General features: G+C 62.6%; 3 protein-coding genes. 2 read left to right on the top strand and 1 reads right to left on the bottom strand.

The features are described from left to right. Nucleotides 1-139: 139 nt before the first annotated feature. Complete coding sequence (locus WMO66_RS00905) at nucleotides 140-1,162, bottom strand: hypothetical protein (protein ID WP_349134526.1); 1,023 nt, start codon at nucleotides 1,160-1,162, stop codon at nucleotides 140-142. A 247-nt stretch (nucleotides 1,163-1,409) separates the two neighbouring features. Here WMO66_RS00905 and WMO66_RS00900 point away from each other — a divergent pair, with 247 nt between their 5' ends. Further along, nucleotides 1,410-2,750, top strand: coding sequence for a sensor histidine kinase (locus WMO66_RS00900; RefSeq protein WP_349134525.1), 1,341 nt, complete (start codon nucleotides 1,410-1,412; stop codon nucleotides 2,748-2,750). After that, nucleotides 2,747-3,451 carry a LytR/AlgR family response regulator transcription factor gene (locus WMO66_RS00895; protein ID WP_349134524.1) on the top strand — a complete coding sequence of 235 codons (705 nt, stop codon included), beginning with the start codon at nucleotides 2,747-2,749 and terminating at the stop codon, nucleotides 3,449-3,451. Before WMO66_RS00900 ends, WMO66_RS00895 begins: the two co-directional genes overlap by 4 nt. Nucleotides 3,452-3,613: the final 162 nt, after the last annotated feature.

The following is a 3,613-nucleotide window of genomic DNA, read 5'->3' as shown; positions in this document are numbered from 1 at the left end:
GCCCCTTTGGGGCCTCGCAATGACACATCAGGGAAGCGCGAGGTGCACCAGCCCCCCCCCGCAATGACACGTCAGACAAATCGGCCGCTTAAAAGACGTCCCCGACGCTGTTTTCAGCGCCGGGGCATACTTTTCCATATCAGCTTTTCGGCAGCTTGGGCCAGTCCGGGCCGAGCCTGCCCCGAAGTTCCACCAGTTCGTCCACGTCCGGAGGCGTCGCCTTCCGCACCTTCTCGCTGGTCGGACGGCGTTCCGGTCCGTAAGCAGCGCCGCTATAGAACAGACTCACGGCCGTCCAGCCGCCGAACTGCCAGAGGCTGCTTTGGAGATACAGATCCATAAACAGTCTGCGGAACTTGTCCGTCTGTTTTTTGGACAGCTGTACGTCGTAGTCCTCATCGAGGATCCGAACCTGGAGGTCGAATTCCTCGTCCGGCTCCATGAATCCCGTCATGATATCAACGCGCATTCTCCGCAGCACCTTGTCCGCAGCAAGGGCGGCGGACTCGCGCTCCAGCCTCCGCTTTTCCGACCCGCGTTTGGAGATATCGATCTCGAACTCTTCGCTCTGGGTACGGTACAGGAGTCCCGACAGCCTTTTTCCCAGAGCGGGCTCTCCATTCAGGTCCAGCATCGGGCCAATGACCTCGCCGTTCCATCTGCGCTGCGTTCCGCCGGCCCGCAGGCCGCCGATAAAGTCCGCCATGGCCTTTCCCTGCGGCGTGAGATAGAACCGATCCTCCGCAAAGGACAAGAATATCTCCTGATCCGGCACGAGAAATGACTGGCACCTCTGATTTTCGAGCGTATTGTAAACGTAGAGGAAACGGTAATATCCGTGCATGACCATATCCTTGTTTACGATCGTGCGATCCAGCGGGTTGCCCCATGGCTCGTCGCTGTAGAGCTCCCTCAGCTCGTAGATGGCGTACGGAAGCGATGCATCCCGCTGCGCAACACCGGAAAACGCAACAAAATCCTTTTTGTGGACCCGCAGGCCCTCGTAGTGCTTGAAAATTTGCCATGCATGAGACACCTGCAGAACGCCGTAAAAATTAGACGCGCAGCGGAAGAACGTGTGCAGCAGCTGCAGCTTCTCATCCGAAAGGCCGAGCTCGGCGTATCTCTTTTCCAGTGTCTTCGGCGATAACGGTTTCTGCATGATATGTCCCCCAGTCCGCCCGCCCCGTCCAAAAGCGGGCAGCCAGCGTCAGAATTTGCGCTGTTTTGACCCGATTATACCATACCGCAGATATCTGCGCAATCCGCAAAAAAACAGCAGCCTGCAGAGGTCATCCCGGCCAGCGCAAATTGCAGGCGCTCTCCCCTCCCGTTTCCGATTTCTCTTGCATCCGGCCGGATTTTGCTGTATGATAGAAAAAAGTGGAAAATTCCGGGATTTTTGGTGCATGATCCGCACTTTTTCCGGCATGATCCGCACATCTGTTCCGGAGGGATGCCCCATGATGCGCCTGACGCCCCTGTCGCTTGCCGCGAATACCATTTTTTACCTCATCCTCGCAGTGATGTACTGCCGCGTGCTCACGCGCCGCTTTTCGTGGCCTTTTACGCTGCTCGGCCTCACGGTCGGCTACCTGCTGTACATCATCCCGACGAAGTTCATGCCCTACGCCGACGCCGAGCGGATGCTCTTCGGCCTCGTCACCTTCCCGCTCACGCCCATCGTCCTGTTCCGCGACAAGTGGTATAAATCTCTCCTGTGCGCCTTCGCCGGACTGGTCGCCATGGCCGGTTCGGACCTGCTGTCCGTCTCGTGGCTGCTGACGCCGGAGCAGCTCCGGCAGGGCCTGACGTTCCAGCCCATCCCCGTGCAGCTGGCGGTCTACGCCATCTTCCTCTCGACGGACGGCCTTCTGATGTTCCTGTTCACGCTGCTGATGAACCGCTACCAGAACCGCCTGTCCGGCCGCGAATGGGCGCTGTACCTCGCCTTTCCCGCCAGCCAGTATCTGCTGATCTACGGGTGGGTGATCTTCCTGCGCACAGACTTCATCCTGCGCCGCGTGCTGATGCTGCTGCTGGCGCTGGCCATCTGCACGGCGGCCGACGCCCTGCTCTTCACCGCCATCCGCGGCATGGCCCAGCGAAGCGAGCTGAAGGCGCGCAACGACCTGCTCGCCCGCCAGATCGACCGGCAGAACGAGCACTATGCCGCCCTCACGGCGCAGTATGAGAACATCCGCCGCATCCGCCACGACATTTCCGGCCATCTTTATACCATGCAGCTCCTGCTGCAGGAGGGGCAGTATGACGAGGCAGCCGCCTATTCCGCCGAGGTCACGGAGGTCTGCCGCTTCCGCTCCGATCTCGGCGCGTGCGAGAACCCCGTTGTCGACGCCTTTCTCTTCTCCCGCACGGAGGAGCTGCGCGCGCAGGGCTATACCCTGCAGCTGCAGGTCTGCATCCCCGCGGAGACGGGCATCCGCAACGCCGACATGGTCGTCGCCTTCGGAAACCTCCTCGACAACGCCGCCGAGGCCTGCCGCGACGCCGGAGAGAAGCGTCTTTCCCTCTCGGCCCGCATGGACCGCGGCTTCCTGTGCATCGAGGTCCGCAACCCGGCCCCGGCCGCGCCCGCGCGGCACAGCCGCCGCATCCCGGAGCTGGAGCGCGGCATCGGCTCGCACATCCTCCGCGCGCTGGCGGAGACCTATGAGGGCAGCTACGCGCTCACACCGTCCGGCGGCGAATGCACGGCCAGCCTTCTTCTGAAGGGGGCGGCGGCATGATCCCCATTGCGATCTGTGACGACGAGCTCCTGCATGCGCGGCAGACGCAGGCCGCCATCCGGCGCTGTGAGGCGCAGGCGGTCACCCGCTGCTTCGAGACCCCGCTTGCCCTGCTGGCCGCCGTGACGCAGCAGGGCTATGCCCCGCGCGTGGCCGTGCTGGATATCCGCATGGCGGGCATGGACGGCATCGAGCTGGCAAAAAGGCTCAATGCGCTCGTTCCCGGCTGCGCCGTCATTTTTCTGACGGCCTATCTCTCCTATGCGCCGGATGTCTATGAGACGCGCCATGTCTATTTTGTTCTGAAAAATGAGCTGGACCGGCGCATCGGCAGCGCCCTGCGCGCCGCGCTGGCCGAGACGGCCGCGCCTGCCAGCCTGCAGCTGGCCACGGCGCACGGCTACCGCAATGTGCCGGTCACAGACGTGCTCTTCCTCGAGCGCATCCTGCGCAAAACGCGCGTGGTGCTGACGGACGGCGAGGAGCTGGTCACCGCCGCGCCCGCCGCCCTGCTGGAAGCCGTGCCGGACGGTGTCTTCCTGCGCTGCCACCAGAGCTACTGGGCGAATTTTTCGCACATCACCGCCATGGAGAAGGACGAGTTCGTCCTGACCGGCGGCCTCCGCGTCCCCATCAGCCGCAGCTACCGCAGCGCCGCCCGCAGCGCCTTCTTCGCCAACCTGCGTGGGGAGGAAGGCTAGGTTAGGAAGCCACCCCTGCGCACCGGCTGACAATTAACGATGTGCACCGATTGCGTCTGCAGCGGTGCTCATTGAGCGCCTTGCAGGCTGGCAGCATGTGCCGCATGGATTCTATGGCGTGAAGCCTCCAGATTTGTCATTGCGAGGAGGCCAACGGCCGCC

The sequence above is a fragment of the Faecousia intestinalis genome (assembly GCF_040096185.1).
Lineage (GTDB): Bacteria > Bacillota > Clostridia > Oscillospirales > Oscillospiraceae > JAZOXB01.
Note: the sequence above shows the minus strand (reverse complement) of the source record. Positions and strands in the feature narration are given on the sequence as shown.

Excerpts from the sequence above, each read along its gene's own strand:
- WMO66_RS00905 (WP_349134526.1), bottom strand. The coding sequence starts at position 1,162 with ATGCAGAAACCGTTATCGCCGAAGACACTGGAAAAGAGATACGCCGAG.
- WMO66_RS00900 (WP_349134525.1), top strand. The coding sequence starts at position 1,410 with ATGATCCGCACTTTTTCCGGCATGATCCGCACATCTGTTCCGGAGGGA.
- WMO66_RS00895 (WP_349134524.1), top strand. The coding sequence starts at position 2,747 with ATGATCCCCATTGCGATCTGTGACGACGAGCTCCTGCATGCGCGGCAG.